Origin of the sequence: Azohydromonas lata NBRC 102462, from assembly GCF_001571085.1 — a bacterium.
In the GTDB taxonomy this organism is placed as follows: Bacteria; Pseudomonadota; Gammaproteobacteria; order Burkholderiales; family Burkholderiaceae_C; genus Azohydromonas; species Azohydromonas lata.
On the sequence record NZ_BCTC01000079.1, the window covers coordinates 15,974 to 31,351 of the forward strand.

Sequence of the window (15,378 nt, forward strand, 5' to 3'; positions counted from 1 at the left end):
AAAGTCTAATTCAAATTTGCATTTGAATTAAAGTGCCGGACGTTTACGGTTTGGTTTTCGTCATGGCTTCTTCAACGACTTCTGCAACGCCGCCGCGGCCGCCGCGCAAGGCCGCGGCCCAAGCGGCGCGCAAGACACGCGCCGAGGCCGCGCGGCTGGAGCGCAAGGCGCGCACGGACGGTGCGGTCACGCGTGCGGGGCTGGTGGAGACGGCGGGAGCGCTGTTCGCGGAGCGCGGCTACGCCGACACGACGGGCAAGGCCATCTGCGAGCGCGCGGGCGTGAACATGGCGGCGGTCAACTACCACTTCGGCAGCCGCGACGGGCTGTACCTGGAGGTGCTGCGCGAGGTGCACCAGCGCATCGTGAGCCTGGCTTTCCTGCGGGAGCTGGCCCGCAGCGGGCTGCCGCCGGAGGAAAAGCTGCGCGCTTTCCTGCGCGAGCTGATGGGCCACGTGCTGGCCGACGCGGGCAACTGGCCCATGCGCGTGTGGGCGCGCGAGCTGCTGGCACCCTCGCCGCTGTGGGAGCAGTTCGTCCGCGAGGAGGCGCAGCCCAAGTTCGAGCTGCTGTCGGCGGTGGTGAGCGAGATCACCGGCGTATTGCCGGGCGACGCGCGGCTGCCGGCGCTGGTGCTGGGCGTGATCGCCCCGTGCCTGATGCTGCTGGTGGCCGGGCGCGAGCGCGCCACGCCGGTGCAGCCGCTGTTCCGGCAGGACGCGGCCGTCCTGGCCGAACAGTTCTGGATATTCGCGTTGGGCGGGCTGCGCGCTGCGGTCGCGCGCCCGCCCGTTGCCTGATCAACCGCCCGGCACGCTCAGGCGCACGTGGTAGCCGGGCTGGTTCTTGGGGTGGTTGTCCTGCGTGAAGACGCTGCGGTCGTTCTTGAGCAGGATGACTTCGAAGAAGGGCTTGAAGCGCGTCTCCGACACGTCGAACGCCTGCAGGAACTTGGCGAACAGCGCCTGCTCCTCGGGCTCGGGCTGCCCGTCCGACAGCGAGGAATCCAGCAGGTTGAGCAGCACGCACATGCGCTGCGCGTCGGTGAGCACCGGCGTGGCCTCGCGCAGGAACTCGTCAATGGAGTGCGTGCGCCGGTATTTCACCGCGCTGTCCAGCAGCGCCTGATTCTGGGCGCCCACGCCGATCGTGCCGTTGCCGTTGTCCTGGCCGCCGAGCATGGACAGCAGGTGGCCGATCTCCTCGTGGTCCATCTCGCCATCGGCCGCCATCATGTAGAGCAGGCTGGTGGCCAGCGCCTTGTGGGGGGTCATCTTGTCGCCGGAATCGCTCTTGAACATGTCGAACAGGCCCATCTGTGCTCCTTGCTTGCATCGTCGGTGAAGCGCGCCGTGCGGGCCACGGCGCGCCGTTTGCCGGCAGCCGCTGCTTGAGAACGCAACGTCCGCCGGTGAAGCCATTCTTCACAGGAAGACTGTTCGAGAAAATGCGTTTTTTGCGATGTAATTCATCGAGAAAACTAAAGTCTGAAGCGCCGCTCGCCCACTGCGCGGCGCGCAGCCCTCAAGGCAGCCAATGGCTCAGCAGCGCCAGCAGCACCAGCGCGGGCGCCATGGCCAAAACGAAGAACAGCAGGAAGCGCGCGGCCAGCCGCCAGGCCATGGCGCCCGCGGCGCCGGCCGCGGCCAGCGTGGTCAGCGACGGCAGCACGCCGTGCAGTCCGTTCAGGCGCAGTGCGGACCAGCCCGCGACCAAGGCCGCCAGGGCCAGCGACAGGAAAACGCGGAACGGGCGGGAACAGCCGCTGGAAGCCGGCGAGGGTTCGGTCATGGCAAACGCTCCAGGGAACTTGCGCAAGACGCCATTTTTTCAAAAGCCGCCGTCCGCGCCCACCCGGGCGGAAGGCTTGCCTGACCCGGCCGCTCAGGCTTCGCAGGCCTGCTGCTCGGCGAAAAAGCGCTCCAGCTTGCCCTTGGGCGTGGCCTGCGCGCGCGCCAGCAGCGCGTGGCTCACCGCGGTCAGCCGCCAGCGCCGGGCCACGTCGTCGCGGATGCGGCACCACAGGTGCGCGGCCATCTCGGTGTCCACCATGGCGCGGTGGGCGCGGCCGGTCTGCGGCAGGCCCAGCGTTTGAATCAGCGCGCCCAGCTTGTGGCTGGCGCAGTCGGGGTACAGGCGCCGCGACAGCAGCATGGTGCAGGCGAAAGAGGCCTCCGCCGGCAGCGACAGCCGCTGCAGCTCGGCCACCCAGAACTTGCGGTCGAAAGAGGCGTTGTGCGCCACCACGGGCAGCGCGCCCACGAAGCGGGCCGCCTCGCGCATCACCTCGGCCACCGGGGGCGCGGCGGCCACCATGGCGTTGCTGATGCCGGTGAGCTGCGTGACGAAGGCGGGAATCGGCCGGCCCGGGTTCATCAGGCTCTGGAAACGCTCCACGATGCGCCCCTGCTCCACCAGCGCGATGGCCACCTCGGTGGGCCGGTCGCCCATGCCGGGGCTCAGGCCGGTGGTTTCGAAGTCCAGTACAGCAACGCGTTCCATGTGTGATTCGCCGGGAGGGGGCGCCAGCATAGTGGCCCGGCGGAACGCGGCTTTGGGCGGACAACGGCCGCCCGCCCCAACGGCGCGGCGGATTGCACGGCAGCTTGCTGCCGTGCCGCCCGCCCGCCGCGGCTCAAGTCCGGTTCAAGCGCGCGCCGACAGCCCATCGGCCGACAGCCCTGCCGCCGCGGCCTGCAACCCCGTCTCGTCACAGGCTTTGCAGGGCACCCAGTGGCCCAGGCCACCGCCCAGGCCCGGCCAGCCGCCGGTGCCTGCGCACGCCGCGCAGCCCGTGCCCTGCTCCTGCAGCGTGGCGGAATTCACCAGGCGCTGTTCCCACTCGTCGTTGGTCATGCTTGTCTCCTTGGGCAGTGATGGATGTCGTGCCGGCCGCCAAGCGCCGCTCCCATGGCGGCGGCGGTGCCGCCGCCCAGGAGCCAATTTCGTGCCCGGCCATCCCACCTTACCCGGCCACCGGCGCGCCGTCCGCACCCCGCTCGCAGTGTCCGCAAGCCGCGGGCCAAGCCACCCTCGACACTGGCCGGCGACGCCCCCGGGAACCTCCCCAGGCATGGCCGGATTTTTCCTGGTCCGCACCACCTTGGAGCCGGCCGGGCACCGGTCCATCATGGGCTCATGCCCTGGCGCGCCCTGTGTGGAGGCCGTGATGAAGCACCTTGCTCGTCCCCATCGGACACTTCACGTGCTGACCATGTTCATGGCCGGATTTTTTTCATTGCAGCCAACGCCCCTGTATGCGCCGGGTGGCTCGTCATGGATGACAATCGCGCCTGACGCCGCCTCGGTGGTCGTCCAGGTACAGGGCTTCTGGGAAACGGTGGCCCAGTACGCGGGCCGCTAGGCTGTCCGCCACGCGATTCACAAGCCGCGCGGCTCGCGGCTTGAAAAGGTTTGCAAATCAGCTTCAGCGGTCTTTATTTGAATGTCCCATTTATAAATTTTTCCATGGTACCCAGCAATTCGAAACTCTCGCGCATCGGAATTTTCTACGACGGCAATTTCTTCAGGCGCGTCAGCAATTATTACTCCAACGCCCACTCCAGAAAGGCAAGAATCAGCATCGAGGGGCTGCACAATTTCATTCGTGCCCATGCCGCCGCCGAGGAAGGCGTGGACGTGAAATTCACGCAAATCGTGGACGCGCATTATTTTCGCGGCCGCATGAAAGCCCGGGAAGCCGAGGAGCGGGATATTCTTTTCCAGGAGCGCTCTTTCGAAGACGTGCTCATGTACGAAGGCGTCACCACCCATTACCTGCCCAAGGGCCGCGATGGCGAAAAGGGCGTGGACGTGTGGCTGGCGCTCGAAGCCTTCGAGATGGCCATTTACAAGCGCTTCGACGTGCTGGCCCTGATCGCGGGCGACGGCGACTTCATGCCGCTGGTGCGCAAGCTCAACACGCTGGGCACGCGCGTGATGCTGGTGGGCTGGGACTTCAGCTTCACCGACAACAACGGCAACCTGCGCGAGACCCGCACCTCGCAGCTGCTCTACAACGAGGCCACCTACCCGGTGAAGATGGACGAGGTCATCGACGCCCCGGACCATGAGAATGATCCGCTGGTCAACGGCCTGTTCCACCGTCCCGAATTTCGCGCTGAATTCCGCCAGGAAAACCGTAGCGAGCCGCGTTCGGATTCCAGGCCGGATGCTCGCCCTGAATATCGACAATCCGCCCTGCTGACGGCACAGCCGGTTTCACACGCCTCGGCGCTGGGTACGCCGGCCGCCGCGGTGGTACCGCCGCCGGATATTGGCTCCGTCCAGCGCGGGCGCATTGCCAATCTCAAGGAAACCTACGGCTTCATTCAGCCGGAGGCGGGCGGGGACAATATCTTCTTCCCGTTCAGCTCGCTGCAGCCCGGCGAGGCGCAGCGCCTGACGCCCGGCATGCGCGTGTCCTACGAGTACGGCCGCGGCGACCGCGGGCCCATGGCGCCCAAGGTCTGGATACTGCTGAACCAGGAGTAAGCGGCAGCACCCGGCCGGCCGGCCGGGCTCCCGGCCTGGGGCGCTGAAACAGCGCCGGTGACAGGCAAAAAAACGGACCCGCCAGGGGTCCGTGAACACATGAACTGGAAACCCGCGGCCGGCGCACCCTGGCCCCTTGCAGGGGCGGGCGGCCCGCACCGCGTGGCCGTGCCCTTACGCCGGGAAGGCGCTGGGCATCACGCGGTCACCCGCGGTCGGGGCCGGACGGCGGGCGATGCGCACCCAGGCTTCGCGCGCACCTTCGAGCAGCCGGACGAAAACTTCAGCGGCGATCACGGCACCACGGGGAGCGGTACGGCTGTAGGCGGAGGCGGTGATGGCGGTCATGTCGGTACCTCTTGTGAACTTCAACTTCGATGGGATGAATCCTAGGGTTTCCACCCAATTAAGCAATTGAAAGTTCTGCACGTCAGGTATGTGCAAGCTTCATATCACGCGGAGTTGAAGGCGTTGCTCGCCGCCGCACGGCCGGTCAGCCGTGGTCCAAGGTCAGTTCCACGCTGAAGACGCTGCCCTGTCCCGGGTGGCTTTGCAGCGCCAGCTTGCCACCCATCAGGTCCACCAGGCGGCGGACGATGGACAGGCCCAGGCCCGTGCCGCCGAAGCGCCGGGTGATGGAGCTGTCGGCCTGGCTGAAGGCTTCGAAGATGCGCGCCTGGTGCTGTGGGCTGATGCCCATGCCCGTGTCCGCCACGTCCAGCCGCAGCAGCGACTGCCACTCCTGCCGCGCCAGCACGTGCACGCTCAGGCTGACGCGGCCTGCCTCGGTGAACTTCACGGCGTTGCTCAGCAGGTTGAGCAGCACCTGGCGCAGCCGCAGCGGGTCGCCCACCAGGCGCGGCGCCAGCTCCGGCGCCACGTGCAGCTCCAGCAGCAAGCCCTTGCTCTCGGCCTGGGGGCGCACCAGGGCCAGCGCGGACTCCAGCAGCGGCAGCGGCTCGAAGGCCAGCTGCTCCAGCGCCATCTCGCCGGCCTCGATGCGCGAGAGGTCCAGCACGTCGTTGGTCAGCGCCAGCAATTGCTCGCCGGCCTGGCGGATGTGGCCCACGAACTCCGGGCCCCGTTCCTGCAGCGGCATGCGCTGCAGCAACTGGCTCAGGCCGATGACGGCATTCAGCGGCGTGCGGATCTCGTGGCTCATGTGGGCCAGGAAGGCGCTCTTGGCCCGCGTGGCCGCCTCGGCCTGTTCGGCGCGGCGCGCCAGCTCCTGCTGCAGCGCCTGCATCTGCTGCGCGCGCTGGCGGCGCTCGCCGTCGTCCACCAGCGTGGCGCGCAGCGAGGCGCCTTCGCCCTCGACTTGCGGCACGGCCACCACGCTGAACAGCACGGGCAGCGTGCCGCCGCCGGCCAGCTTGAAGTCCAGCTCCCGGTTCGTGGCCTCGCCCTGCGCCAGGGCCAGCACCAGCAGCGCGGGCAGCGTGGCGCGGCTTGGCGGCGTGAGCAGGGCCCCCAGGTCCTGGCCGGCGAGCTCGGCGTGGTCGCGGCCCAACATGCGCAGCAGCGTCTGGTTGGCCTGCAGCACCGTGCCCCCGGGTGAGAGCGAGACGTAGCCGCAGGGGGCGCGATCGTAGAGGTCCACGATGGTGCGGGCGCGCTGCTCCAGCGCCGCGTTGGCCGCGCGCAGCTCGGCGGTGCGGCAGGCCACCAGCTCCTCCTGCGCCTGCAGTTGCGTGGCCAGCCGCTGCAGCTCGCCGGCGCGGTGGCGCTCGTGGACCAGGGAGAGAAAGCAGACCGAGCAGATCACGATCAGCACCACCCCCGGCACCAGCGTGAAGAGCTGTGCCACGGACTGCGCCTGCGGCGTGAGCTGCTCGCCGCTGGCCAGCAGCCCAAGCCCCGCGCGCGCGGCAAAGGCCAGCGACAGGCCGCCGAAGGCCAGCAGCGCCGTCAGCGCCGAGGGCGAACGCCAAGTGCGCAGGCTGCGCAGCAGCAGCGCCGCCGTCGCGCCCAGCATCAGGCAGAACACGACGGAGATGGTGATGAAGGCCACCTTGCGCGGCAGCCCTGCGGCATGCGTAGCCACCACGGTGGCGGCACCCAGGACCCACAGCGCCAGCATCGGGCGCTGCCGCGGCCCGCCGTCCAGGAGCAGCGCATGGGCCCGATACATCCAGTAAGGCACGGCAAACACCACCACGTTGGCCAGCACGAAGGTGAGCAGCGGCGGCGCGTGCCCGCGCAGGAACAGCAGCACGAACGTGCCCCCGGCCACGGCCATGGACTTGCTCCAGGTCCGCAGCGCCGGCGCCTGCGCCGGCATGGTCCGCGCCAGGCTCAGGAACACCGCCGCCATCAGCAGGCCCAGCACGCCCAACGAAAACAACAGCGTGAGCGGGTCCAGCATCGGACCGTAATGGGGAACCAACTGCAACTCTCCTGACTGCCCAATCACGTCAAGCACTCGCCCCAGGCGGCGTGCGCGGCGATGCTGCCACAGGCCTGCCGCCGCCCCGTGCGCCGCCGCCACAGGAGCGGCCGATGTTGACGTTCAGGACACAAGTGCCCGGCGCCGCGGCAAAAAAATGGAGTCCTCCCGGCTCATTGAGTACGCTCGCCGCCCAATGTCATTTCCGCTTGGCGGCGCTGCCCGCAATTCCAAAGGTGCCAAGGGCGCCGCCGCGCGTCGCCACGACCGCAGCCGCTTCGCGGCCACGGTGCAGTTGATGCTGGCCGGCGGCCAGATCGTCGAGGGCCGGACGATGGACATCAGCGAAGGCGGCATGCTGCTGCTGCTGCCGCTGAACCTGCCCGTGGACACCACCTGCCGGCTGCGCCTGCTCGTCCCCGCCTCGCCCAGCGGCGCGCGCGAGGTGACGGCCGAGGCGCAGGTGGCCAGCATCGTGCTCAGCGGCCGTGAAGGCGGCTTCCTCGCCGGGCTGCGCTTCACGCAACTGCCGCCGGCCTCCCGGGCCGGGCTGGAGGACTACCTGCGCATGCGCCAGGACCCGATTGGGCGCCGCAGGCGCTAAGCGCTCTCGCCCTCGCCCGCGCGCATGCGCCGGCCGTAGAAATCCAGCAGCGCGGCGGCGTCCACCTCGCGGCACACGGTCTGCACGGGGCGGCCGGTGCCCTCGCCCGGGCCCGCGAGCCGGGTGCGGCCGCGGGTGGCGCCCTCGCGGTCCACCAGCACGGGCGCGCGCAGCGTGCCGAACAGCCCGGGGACGAGCAACCGCGCCACCGCGGTGGAGTCGTGCACGTAGAAGCCGTCAGGCACGCCCGTGTCGTGGTGGAAGGCCTGGTAGACGCGGGAGATGTCCCAGAGGAAGCGGCCCAGCCCGCCGCCGTGCTCGCGCAGCGCGCGCAGGTAGGCGCCGTCCATCACCACCTGGTGCGTGACGTCCAGGCCCACGATGCTCACGGGCCAGGCGGCGGCGAACACCTCGTCGGCGGCCTGCGGGTCGGCATAGATGTTGGCCTCGGCATGCGGCGTGACGTTGCCGGTGTGGCCGTGGTGGCCGAAGGCGCCGCCCATCACCACCACCTCCCGCGCCAGCGCCGCGACGTCCGGCGCCGCGCGCAGCGCCAGCGCCAGGTTGGTCAGCGGTCCGACGGCCAGCACGCTGACCTCGCCCGGGTGGCGGCGCAGCGCCTGCACGAGGCAGTCGCTGGCGGCAATGCCGGATTCGGCCCGCGCGGGATGCGGCGGCAAGGGCACGTCGCCCAGCGCGTTGCGGCCGTGCACCTCCACCGGCAGATGCACCGGGCCGCCATCCAGCGGCGCCGCCGCGCCGCGGTGCACCCCGCAGCGCAGGGACAGCAGCTCGGCCAGGTGCAGGGCGTTGCTCGTGGTGGTGTCCAGCGTGCCGTTGCCGAACACGGTGCACACGCCCAGGAGCTCCACGTCGGCCGAGCGCGCCAGCAGCGCCAGCGCCATGGCGTCGTCCACGCCGGGGTCGGTGTCGAAGATGACTTTCATGGGCGCCATGCGGGGATCTCCAGGGAGAGAGGGAAATCGGTCAGGCGGCGGCGGGCGCCATGCCGGCGACCTCGGCCGCGATCCCGTAGCTGCGCAGCCGCGCCGCGTGGTCGAAGACCTGCGAGGTGAGCATGAGCTCGTCGGCGCCCGTGCGGGCGATGAAATCTTCCAGCGCCCGGCGCACCGTGGCCGGCGAGCCCACGGCCGAGCAGGCGAGCGAGCGCTCCACGAACACGCGCTCGGCCATGGGCAGGCGGTCCATGAAGCCCGCCACCGGCGGCGGCAGCCGGCCGGGGCGGCCGGCGTACAGGCTGGCGAAGGCCTGCTGCATGGAGCTGGCCAGCAGGGCGCCTTCCTCGTCGCTGTCGGCGGCGAAGACGTTGAAGCCCAGCATCACGTAGGGCGCGTCGAGGTGGCGCGAGGGGCGGAACTCGCTGCGGTACAGCTCCACGGCGGGCATGAGCTGCTGCGGCGCGAAGTGCGAGGCGAAGGCGTAGGGCAGGCCCAGCAGGGCCGCGAGCTGCGCGCCGAAGAGGCTGGAGCCCAGCACCCACACCGGCACGCGCAGGCCCTCGCCGGGGATGGCGCGCAGCGCCTGGCCGGCGCGCGCGGGCTCGAAGTAGGCCAGCAGCTCGGCCACGTCCTGCGGGAACTGGTCGGCCGCCTCGGCGCCGCGGGCGCGGCGCAGGGCGCGCGCGGTGGCGGCGTCGGAGCCCGGCGCGCGGCCCACGCCCAGGTCGATGCGGCCCGGGTAGAGCGTGGCCAGCGTGCCGAACTGCTCGGCAATGACCAGGGGCGAGTGGTTGGGCAGCATCACGCCGCCCGCGCCCACGCGGATGGAGCGCGTGGCACCGGCCACGTGGCCCAGGAGCACGGCGGTAGCGGCACTGGCGATGCCGGGCATGCCGTGGTGCTCGGCAAGCCAGTAACGCCTGAAGCCCAGGCGCTCGCAGTGCCGGGCGAGCTCCACGGTGTGGCGGAAGGACTGGGCGGCGTCGCCGCCCTCCACGATGGGGCTGAGGTCGAGAACGGAGAAGGGAATCATGCCGCCATGGTGCCCAGCGGCGTTGAAGTCCGTGCAGCCGCGCCGGCCCGCGGGGACGGCGCCAGGGTGTTAGACGGTCTAACACCCCCCACGCGGCACAGCGCGGGGCGCGTCAGCCGCGGTGCGCCGGCACCGGCTCGCGCGCGGTGAAATCGGCGTAATGCCCCTTGAGCCCGTACCAGGCGATGTACAGGTAGCACAGCACCGGGACGAAGAAGGCGTGCAGCAGGCCGATGCGGTCGGCGAAAAAGCCCATCACCACCGGGACGATGGCGCCGCCCACGATGGCCATGCACACCACGCCGGAGCCCTCGCCGGTGTGGCGGCCCAAGCCCTCGATGGCCAGGCTGAAGAGGGTGGGAAACATGATGGAGTTGAACAGGCCTATGGCCAGCAGCGCCCACATGGCGGCCGGGCCCGCGGCGAGCATGGCCAGCAGCAGCAAAGCCGTGACCACCAGCGCGTTGAAGGCCAGCAGCCGGCCGGGCCGCACCTTCTTCAGCACCGCCGCGCCCACGAAGCGGCCCACCATGGCGCCGCCCCAGTACAGCGACAGCCAGCGCGCCGCCACCTCCTCCGGCAACCCCGCCACCTCCGGCTGGCCCATGAAGTTGACGAGGAAGCTGCCGATGGAGACCTCGGCGCCCACGTACAGGAAGATGCCCAGCGCGCCCAGCACCAGGTGGCGGTACTGCCAGGCGCTGTCGCGCTGGTGGTAGACGGCGCCGCCCGCATCCGGCGGCGCCTCGGCCGGCACGGCGGGCTCCTCGATGCGCGGCAGCCGCGACAGCGCGATGACCACGGCGATGGCAAACAGCACCAGCGCCAGGGCGACATAGGGCGTCTGCACCGAGGAGGCCTGCTGCGCCGCGTAGGCCGCGCGCTGCGCGGCGTCCATGCGCTGCAGTTCCTCGGCCGGCTTGACGGCCACGGCCAGGATGAGCAGGGAGCCGACGAAGGGGGCCAGCGTTGTCCCGAGCGAATTGAAGGCCTGCGTGAGGTTCAGCCGCGACGAGGCGGTTTCCGGGCGGCCCAGCACGGTGACGTAGGGATTGGCCGCCACCTGCAGCAGCGTGATGCCCGAGGCCAGGACGAACAGCGCACCCAGGAACAGCGGGTAGGCGGCGCGGCTGGCCGCGGGCGTGAACAGCAGGCAGCCGAGGCCGGCGACCGTCAGGCCCACGATGATCCCGCGCTTGTAGCCCAACCGCTTGACCAGCAGCCCCGCCGGCACCGACATCACCAGGTAGGCCGCGAAGAAGCAGAACTGGATGAGCATGGCCTGCACGTAGCTCAGCGTGAACACGGCGCGCAGGTGCGGGATGAGGATGTCGTTGAGCGCGGTGATGAAGCCCCAGATGAAGAACAGCAGGGTCAGCACCGCCAGCGGCACGGTGTAGCTCGGCATGGCGGCGCTGGCGCCGGGCGCAGACGAAGCGGTGCTGGTGCTTGCAGGCAGGGTTCCGGCCATGACGTGTCTCCGCGGGCGCCTTTGGGCAGGCGCCATGGCGGGACATGGGGCAAAGCCTGGGCCGGGCCCGGGGCTCGCGGGCGGCGGCGCGCCGCTTGCGCAGGTGCCGGCGTCAGCCGGGAGCCGGTTTCAGGCGGAGAAGCGCTTCAGCAGGGCTTCAGGCGGATGCCGAGGCGGCCGGGTCGGCGATGTCCTCGAAAGCCACCACGCCGGAGCCAAAGATTTGCGGGCCTTCCTGGCCTTCGCTGGCCGCCTGCCCAAGGTCGAAGGTGAAGGCGTGGCCGGCCAGGTCGGAGGCCGGGCCGTCATAGCTCACCTCCGGCGGCGCCATGCCCAACTGGTTGATGCGCACCTTGAGGCTGCGGACGGTCATGGCCCGGTCCTCCAGCTCCATGAGCACGGTGAACCCGATCTTGGCGCCGTCCTGCGCCGTGACCATGCCGGAAGCCGAGAACTGCAGCAGCGCGTTGAGCTGTGAAATCACCTGCGCCGCCGCCGCGCTTTCACCGCTCGCGGACGCCTGCGCGGCGGCGGCGCCACCGGCGGTCTGCACCAGCGCGCCCAGGTCCACGGTGTTGAACGCACCTATTTGCTTGCCCGTCATCTGCTCGACGATGCGGCGGATCGCCTGCGACTGCGGCGCCAGCGTGACGTGGCTGCGGCCATGGCTGTCCACCGACAGCGCATGCGCCGTGCCCTGCGTGCGCGCCGTGGCGGCCAGGCCGGCCGTGCCCATCACCGCGGCAGCCACGCGGCCCGCGGCCGAAATGTGCACGGATACCGAGGCCTGCCCGGCCGTGGTGGCCATGGCAGAGCGCTGGTCGACGCTGCGCTGCGTCTCGCGCACGCCGGGCGCAGGCCCCGAGGCCTGCGTCAGCAGCGGCTGTAAGCTGGAACCAGCGATTTGCACTTTTCTCCCCTCCGTGCCTAGCTTTCGGCACTTGTGCGACGGTCTGAAGCTTGAACCCAAACCCCGCGCAACGTGTAAACGAAGTAATAAATATGCGCCGGACTCAGGTAGCGAGTGTAGTGCGCCTTCTAAAAAGATCAGATGCCACAGCGCTTTCTTGCGCTTTGAGCTTGGGCCAAAGAAGAAATTTGCGTGATCAGCAAGCTGGCTGGCGCAGCGCGGCATTGACAGACCGGTATTTTTTTACGGCTGTCCGTCGCGACACGCCGCGCCGCGTGAGCGCGGCCTACGCGGCTGCCAGCGCCGCGTCGCGCAAGTCGGCCAGCAGCGCGTTCACCTGCTGCAGCCGGGCGTCCCAGGCGAACATGAAGCGCGCCCCGCCGCCTATGAAGGTGTAGAAGCGCCAGCCGCGCGCGCGCAGCGCTTCGGCCACGGCCGGCGGCAGTTTCAGGAACACGGCGTTGGCCTGCACGGGGAACATCAGCTCCACGCCGGGCAGCCCGCGGCTGCCCTCTGCCAGATGGCGGGCGCAGGCGTTGGCGTGCTCGGCGTTGCGCAGCCAGGCGCCGGTTTCGAGCATGCGCACCCAGGGCGCGGAGAGGTAGCGCATCTTGGAAGCGAGCTGCCCGGCCTGCTTGCAGCGGTAGCCGAAGTCCTCGGCCTGCTCGCGGCGGAAGAACAGGATGGCCTCGCCCACGGCCATGCCGTTCTTGGTGCCGCCAAAGCACAGCACGTCCACGCCGGCGCGCCAGGTCATGTCGGCGGGCTCGCAACCCAGCGCGGCGCAGGCGTTGGCGAATCGCGAGCCGTCCATGTGCAGGCTCAGGCCCAGCTCGCGGCAGGTGGCGGCGATGTCGCGCAGCTCCTGCAGCGAGTAGAGCTGCCCCGTTTCCGTGGGCTGCGTGACCGTCACGACGCGCGGCTTGGGGAAATGGATGTCGCGCCGCGCCGTGGCGATGGCGCGAATGGCCTGCGGCGTGAGCTTGCCGCCCTCGCCGCGCGCCACCAGCAGCTTGGAGCCGTTGGAGAAGAACTCCGGCGCGCCGCACTCGTCGGTTTCCACGTGCGCGGAGTCCGAGCAGATGACGCTGTGGTAGCTCTGGCACAGCGCGGCCAGCGCCAGCGAATTGGCCGCCGTGCCGTTGAAGGCGAAGAACACTTCGCAGCCGGTCTGGAACAGGGTCCGGAAGGCGTCCGCGGCGCGGGCCGTCCACGCGTCCTCGCCGTAGGCCGGGGCCGAGCCGTCGTTGGCTTCGGCCATGGCCTGCAAGGCCTCGGGGCAAACACCGGCGTAATTGTCACTGGCGAATTGTTGGGTGGGCTGCGAATTCATGGCTCGTTCCTGGCGGGAAATGTCCGCGCGCCGGCGGCATATGGCGAATCCAGCAGAAACCGTCCCAACGCGCGTGGCCGATATTTTTCCACCACGTCCGCGCAAAATGTCGCCAAACTGGCCTGTCCAAGCGGTTCACAATAGTGCATTTGAACTACGCATTGCGCAGCCACAGCACGAATGAACCAAGGCGACACCCTGGACCGCATAGACCTCAAGATATTGCGCGAGCTGGCGCTGGACGCGCGGCTGAGCTGGCGCGACCTGGCCGAGCGCGTGGGCCTGTCGCTCACGCCCACGCTGCGCCGCGTGCGGCGGCTGGAGGAGCAGCGCTACATCCTGGGCTACGCCGCGCAGCTCGACGAGCGGCGGCTGGCCGGCGCCATGAGCGTGTTCGTCTCGGTGACGCTGGAAAAGCAGTCGGAAGCAGCCTTCGAGCAGTTCGAGAGCGCCATCGCCGCCGAGCCCGCGGTGATGAGCTGTTTCCTGATGACGGGCGAGGCCGACTACAACCTGCGCGTGGTGGTGCCGGACCTGGACGCCTACCACCGCTTCCTCACCCACACGCTGGCGCGCATCCCGGGCGTGGCGCACATCAACTCCAGCTTCGCGCTCAAAACCGTGCTGCTGCGCCAGGCGCCGCAGTTGTGAGTTTCAAATGCCGCGCAAAAGGCGTTGGGCGGCCGCAGTTTTGGGCAGGCTTTTGATACTTCGATTCGCCGACCGGGGACGAATCGGAAACTGAGACGGGAGCAGGTCGGAAAGCAGCTTGCCGGCGCTGCGGCGGCTCAAGCCGCGGCGGCGCGCGCGCCGGCGCAAGCCGTCATTTCGCGGTGCAGCGCCGCCACGGCCTGCTGCAGCTCCAGCAGCGACTCGCCCATGGCTGAAAAGGCCGCCACCAGCCGCGCCGAGCTGTTGGGCGCGACGGCCATGCGCACCTGGGCCTGGGCCAGCGCCACGCGCACGGCACCCTGGTGCGGCGCGGGCACGTCCTCCAGCGCGGCGGCCAGCAGTGCCTGACGGTGGGCCTCGAAGGCCTGCGGCTCGTCCCGGGCAAGGCGGCTGAGGAAATCGAAATCGAAAGCGTCGGAGGGCATGTCGGTACGTCCTTCTTCAGTGGCTTGGCAGCAGCCCGGCCGCGCCAAGGCATTGCAAAAGCGTGGCGATGGCACAAGCGTCGCGGCTGCGGCGCGCGGCTGCCAGTCCGCAAGCCCATGGAGGCAGTGCCCCAGGGAAAGCGCCCGTGGGTTGCTGCGGCGGCCGCGCCATTCGCCTTTGGCGGCGAACGTCATGCCTGCTTGTTGCCCAAACCATTGCCATGCTGATTCCCGCGACAAAATCGCATTGATTTCTTTTGCTGGCAGAAACCTTTGCAAACAGGCTGCATGCCGGCTTTTCCGTAATTTAGGCAATACCTCCAACGCATGGGGAAATTAATGGGGAAATGCGGCCCCATAAAAGTACCAAGCCCGGCATGACAAAACGACCATGCCAAGGCGTGCACCCTCCTGCAAGCTGCAAAAGCCTGAATTTCTCCTGAGAGTTTCGGCCTTCTGACGGCCCGGGGTTCCACAGTCGCTCCCGAGAAACTCCCCGGGGCATGAGCCTGCCCATAGGCCGGCCAGGCCCTTGCCGCAAGGCAGGCTCATGAATATTGCAGTGCTTCAGCCTTACCAGATGAATTCGCCAAAAAACCCGTTCTCAACCACGCTCCATGCCGATTTATTTTTCCGCACCGCCGCGGGGTGTCGCTCCCCAGCCCATGCGGGTGTTGACAGCGTTGAGGTAACAAATTTATTTTCAAACGGAGTCGAGCTGAATTCAAGCGAGACCCGGCTGGGATTCGAGAGGTATTCGGGTGAGATTTTCCGGGACGCCTTCGTCCCGATTTTTTTGCCCAAATCCATAAAAGCTGTAGCCACGCCAGGAGGCCCACCAGGGCCATTTCATTCGTTCCAAGAGTTTTTGCCGGGCGCAAGCCCGGCGACGAACCAATAAGCCGGCGAGGGAGGAATCAAGCGATGCACTGCATTTCCGTGCGTGAGAGTCGGCGGGCCATGAGTCGGGCCTGGGTGTTGTTGGCGGCCTGCCTGCTGAGCCTGCTGTGCTGGATGCGCCCGGCCCAGGCGGCCGATCCGGCCCAGGGCCCGGGCGGGCCCATCCTGGTGCTGACCAACGGCGCCTCCAA

Annotated in this window: 18 protein-coding genes; 6 read left to right on the forward strand and 12 right to left on the reverse strand. The window is 69.1% G+C overall.

Annotation, left to right across the window (positions count from 1 at the left end; translation table 11 throughout):
• Positions 1–62 precede the first annotated feature (62 nt).
• Positions 63–800, forward strand: coding sequence for a TetR/AcrR family transcriptional regulator (locus tag ALA01S_RS22080; protein WP_084267812.1), 738 nt, complete (start codon positions 63–65; stop codon positions 798–800).
• Here ALA01S_RS22080 and ALA01S_RS22085 read toward each other — a convergent pair whose 3' ends face one another.
• From ALA01S_RS22085 to ALA01S_RS22100, 4 genes are all read right to left on the reverse strand, one after another.
• Positions 801–1,316, reverse strand: a complete 516-nt coding sequence (locus ALA01S_RS22085; protein WP_066341119.1) for a TerB family tellurite resistance protein — start codon at positions 1,314–1,316, stop codon at positions 801–803.
• Positions 1,317–1,524: 208 nt separating this feature from the next.
• Positions 1,525–1,791: a hypothetical protein gene (locus ALA01S_RS22090; RefSeq protein ID WP_066341120.1), complete on the reverse strand. Its 267-nt coding sequence runs from the start codon at positions 1,789–1,791 to the stop codon at positions 1,525–1,527.
• A gap of 93 nt (positions 1,792–1,884) precedes the next feature.
• Positions 1,885–2,502: a 3'-5' exonuclease gene (locus tag ALA01S_RS22095; protein WP_066341121.1), complete on the reverse strand. Its 618-nt coding sequence runs from the start codon at positions 2,500–2,502 to the stop codon at positions 1,885–1,887.
• Between the two features lie 144 nt (positions 2,503–2,646).
• On the reverse strand, positions 2,647–2,856 hold the full coding sequence (locus ALA01S_RS22100; protein ID WP_066341129.1) for a hypothetical protein: 210 nt from the start codon (positions 2,854–2,856) through the stop codon (positions 2,647–2,649).
• Between the two features lie 313 nt (positions 2,857–3,169).
• Between ALA01S_RS22100 and ALA01S_RS22105 the strand changes: the two genes are divergently transcribed.
• A complete protein-coding gene (locus tag ALA01S_RS22105) occupies positions 3,170–3,364 on the forward strand; it encodes a hypothetical protein (RefSeq protein WP_157119181.1) in 195 nt (64 codons plus the stop codon).
• Positions 3,365–3,468: 104 nt separating this feature from the next.
• Positions 3,469–4,494, forward strand: coding sequence for an NYN domain-containing protein (locus ALA01S_RS34060; protein WP_066341133.1), 1,026 nt, complete (start codon positions 3,469–3,471; stop codon positions 4,492–4,494).
• A 174-nt stretch (positions 4,495–4,668) separates the two neighbouring features.
• On the opposite strand, the gene ALA01S_RS33325 is transcribed toward ALA01S_RS34060, so the two are convergent.
• Together ALA01S_RS33325 and ALA01S_RS22115 are read right to left on the reverse strand one after the other, a co-directional pair.
• Positions 4,669–4,842: a hypothetical protein gene (locus ALA01S_RS33325; RefSeq protein WP_157119182.1), complete on the reverse strand. Its 174-nt coding sequence runs from the start codon at positions 4,840–4,842 to the stop codon at positions 4,669–4,671.
• Positions 4,843–4,987: 145 nt separating this feature from the next.
• A complete protein-coding gene (locus tag ALA01S_RS22115) occupies positions 4,988–6,880 on the reverse strand; it encodes a sensor histidine kinase (protein ID WP_157119183.1) in 1,893 nt (630 codons plus the stop codon).
• Positions 6,881–7,076: 196 nt separating this feature from the next.
• Between ALA01S_RS22115 and ALA01S_RS22120 the strand changes: the two genes are divergently transcribed.
• A complete protein-coding gene (locus ALA01S_RS22120; RefSeq protein ID WP_066341137.1) occupies positions 7,077–7,484 on the forward strand; it encodes a PilZ domain-containing protein in 408 nt (135 codons plus the stop codon).
• Here ALA01S_RS22120 and ALA01S_RS22125 read toward each other — a convergent pair.
• The 5 genes from ALA01S_RS22125 to ALA01S_RS22145 all read right to left on the reverse strand — a co-directional run bounded on the left by ALA01S_RS22125 (position 7,481) and on the right by ALA01S_RS22145 (position 13,190).
• Complete coding sequence (locus tag ALA01S_RS22125) at positions 7,481–8,440, reverse strand: nucleoside hydrolase (RefSeq protein WP_066341140.1); 960 nt, start codon at positions 8,438–8,440, stop codon at positions 7,481–7,483. The genes ALA01S_RS22120 and ALA01S_RS22125 overlap by 4 nt on opposite strands.
• A gap of 31 nt (positions 8,441–8,471) precedes the next feature.
• On the reverse strand, positions 8,472–9,476 hold the full coding sequence (locus tag ALA01S_RS22130) for an LLM class flavin-dependent oxidoreductase (RefSeq protein ID WP_066341142.1): 1,005 nt from the start codon (positions 9,474–9,476) through the stop codon (positions 8,472–8,474).
• Positions 9,477–9,588: 112 nt separating this feature from the next.
• Complete coding sequence (gene fucP / locus ALA01S_RS22135; RefSeq protein ID WP_084267811.1) at positions 9,589–10,947, reverse strand: L-fucose:H+ symporter permease; 1,359 nt, start codon at positions 10,945–10,947, stop codon at positions 9,589–9,591.
• A 157-nt stretch (positions 10,948–11,104) separates the two neighbouring features.
• Complete coding sequence (locus tag ALA01S_RS22140; RefSeq protein WP_066341144.1) at positions 11,105–11,857, reverse strand: hypothetical protein; 753 nt, start codon at positions 11,855–11,857, stop codon at positions 11,105–11,107.
• Between the two features lie 286 nt (positions 11,858–12,143).
• Positions 12,144–13,190: a threonine aldolase family protein gene (locus ALA01S_RS22145; RefSeq protein WP_066341146.1), complete on the reverse strand. Its 1,047-nt coding sequence runs from the start codon at positions 13,188–13,190 to the stop codon at positions 12,144–12,146.
• 180 nt (positions 13,191–13,370) lie between these two features.
• Between ALA01S_RS22145 and ALA01S_RS22150 the strand changes: the two genes are divergently transcribed.
• Positions 13,371–13,841 carry an Lrp/AsnC family transcriptional regulator gene (locus ALA01S_RS22150; RefSeq protein ID WP_066341147.1) on the forward strand — a complete coding sequence of 157 codons (471 nt, stop codon included), beginning with the start codon at positions 13,371–13,373 and terminating at the stop codon, positions 13,839–13,841.
• Between the two features lie 137 nt (positions 13,842–13,978).
• On the opposite strand, the gene ALA01S_RS34065 is transcribed toward ALA01S_RS22150, so the two are convergent.
• Positions 13,979–14,287 carry a DUF3135 domain-containing protein gene (locus tag ALA01S_RS34065; RefSeq protein WP_066341150.1) on the reverse strand — a complete coding sequence of 103 codons (309 nt, stop codon included), beginning with the start codon at positions 14,285–14,287 and terminating at the stop codon, positions 13,979–13,981.
• Between the two features lie 550 nt (positions 14,288–14,837).
• On the opposite strand from ALA01S_RS34065, the gene ALA01S_RS33335 reads away from it, so the two are divergent.
• Positions 14,838–15,188: a hypothetical protein gene (locus tag ALA01S_RS33335; protein ID WP_157119185.1), complete on the forward strand. Its 351-nt coding sequence runs from the start codon at positions 14,838–14,840 to the stop codon at positions 15,186–15,188.
• Positions 15,189–15,378 lie beyond the last annotated feature (190 nt).

Excerpts from the sequence above, each read along its gene's own strand:
- ALA01S_RS22080 (WP_084267812.1), top strand. The coding sequence starts at position 63 with ATGGCTTCTTCAACGACTTCTGCAACGCCGCCGCGGCCGCCGCGCAAG.
- ALA01S_RS22085 (WP_066341119.1), bottom strand. The coding sequence starts at position 1,316 with ATGGGCCTGTTCGACATGTTCAAGAGCGATTCCGGCGACAAGATGACC.
- ALA01S_RS22090 (WP_066341120.1), bottom strand. The coding sequence starts at position 1,791 with ATGACCGAACCCTCGCCGGCTTCCAGCGGCTGTTCCCGCCCGTTCCGC.
- ALA01S_RS22095 (WP_066341121.1), bottom strand. The coding sequence starts at position 2,502 with ATGGAACGCGTTGCTGTACTGGACTTCGAAACCACCGGCCTGAGCCCC.
- ALA01S_RS22100 (WP_066341129.1), bottom strand. The coding sequence starts at position 2,856 with ATGACCAACGACGAGTGGGAACAGCGCCTGGTGAATTCCGCCACGCTG.
- ALA01S_RS22105 (WP_157119181.1), top strand. The coding sequence starts at position 3,170 with ATGAAGCACCTTGCTCGTCCCCATCGGACACTTCACGTGCTGACCATG.
- ALA01S_RS34060 (WP_066341133.1), top strand. The coding sequence starts at position 3,469 with ATGGTACCCAGCAATTCGAAACTCTCGCGCATCGGAATTTTCTACGAC.
- ALA01S_RS33325 (WP_157119182.1), bottom strand. The coding sequence starts at position 4,842 with ATGACCGCCATCACCGCCTCCGCCTACAGCCGTACCGCTCCCCGTGGT.
- ALA01S_RS22120 (WP_066341137.1), top strand. The coding sequence starts at position 7,077 with ATGTCATTTCCGCTTGGCGGCGCTGCCCGCAATTCCAAAGGTGCCAAG.
- ALA01S_RS22125 (WP_066341140.1), bottom strand. The coding sequence starts at position 8,440 with ATGGCGCCCATGAAAGTCATCTTCGACACCGACCCCGGCGTGGACGAC.
- ALA01S_RS22130 (WP_066341142.1), bottom strand. The coding sequence starts at position 9,476 with ATGATTCCCTTCTCCGTTCTCGACCTCAGCCCCATCGTGGAGGGCGGC.
- fucP (WP_084267811.1), bottom strand. The coding sequence starts at position 10,947 with ATGGCCGGAACCCTGCCTGCAAGCACCAGCACCGCTTCGTCTGCGCCC.
- ALA01S_RS22145 (WP_066341146.1), bottom strand. The coding sequence starts at position 13,190 with ATGAATTCGCAGCCCACCCAACAATTCGCCAGTGACAATTACGCCGGT.
- ALA01S_RS22150 (WP_066341147.1), top strand. The coding sequence starts at position 13,371 with ATGAACCAAGGCGACACCCTGGACCGCATAGACCTCAAGATATTGCGC.
- ALA01S_RS34065 (WP_066341150.1), bottom strand. The coding sequence starts at position 14,287 with ATGCCCTCCGACGCTTTCGATTTCGATTTCCTCAGCCGCCTTGCCCGG.
- ALA01S_RS33335 (WP_157119185.1), top strand. The coding sequence starts at position 14,838 with ATGAATATTGCAGTGCTTCAGCCTTACCAGATGAATTCGCCAAAAAAC.